General features: G+C 52.8%; 1 protein-coding gene. It reads left to right on the top strand.

Going from position 1 to position 1,041, the window contains the following annotated elements:
• Positions 1 to 1,041: tandem-95 repeat protein (locus R7Q46_RS25255; protein ID WP_318077947.1), on the top strand; the 1,041-nt coding region annotated here is incomplete at both ends.

Consider the following 1,041-nt stretch of genomic DNA (forward strand, 5'->3'; position numbering starts at 1 on the left):
CGATACTGACATCGATGGTGATACATTACGTATTGACTCGGCGTCTGTGCCGAGTGACCAAGGGACAGTTGAGATTGTTGATGGCAAACTGGTGTTCACACCGGCCGAGAACTTCCATGGTGATGCCGAAATCACTTACACCATCACCGATGGTTCGCTGACTGACCAAGCGACGGTCAACGTCACCGTGAATGCGGTGAACGACACGCCTGTGGTTGAAAGTAGCATTGCAGACCAAACCTTGGCGGAAGACTTTACGCCATACAGCATCGATCTGAATACGGCCTTCAGTGATGTGGATAACGCCGATGGTGAGTTAACGTTTAGCGTCTCAGGTAACAGTAATGTCAATGTCTCAATAGAAAATGGCATCGCGACCATTAGCCCAACGGCAGACTGGAACGGCTCAGAAGCGTTAACCTTTACGGCTACTGATCCAAGCGGTGAAAGCGTCAGCCAAACGGTAAACTTTATGGTTGCGCCTGTGGCAGATATTGAATCTGACCGCGCGACGGTTGTGGAAGACACGCCGACCATCATTAACGTCCTAGGTAACGACACGTTTGAAGGCGACGACAAAGTGGTGTCGCTGGATACCAATAACGGCCCAGCCAACGGCACGGTCTCGGTCAACCCGGACGGCAGCGTCACTTACACGCCAAACGACAACTACCACGGGGCTGACAGCTTCACCTACATCGTTACCTCCGGTGGGGTATCAGAGTCCACCACGGTGAACGTCGATGTCACACCAGTGAATGATGCGCCAGTGGCGACCAATGACAATGCCGTTACTGACGAAGACACGCCAGTGACGATTGATGTCCTGCCAAACGACACCGATATTGATGGCGATAAGCTGTCGATTGACTCGGCATCTGTGCCGGGTGAGCAAGGGACAGTCGAGATTGTTGACGGCAAACTGGTCTTCACACCGGCTGAGAACTTCCATGGTGACGCCGAAATCACTTACACCGTTACGGATGGTTCACTGACTGACCAAGCGACGGTCAACGTCACCGTGAATGCGGTGAACGACAC

This window comes from Vibrio sp. 811 (genome assembly GCF_033339195.1).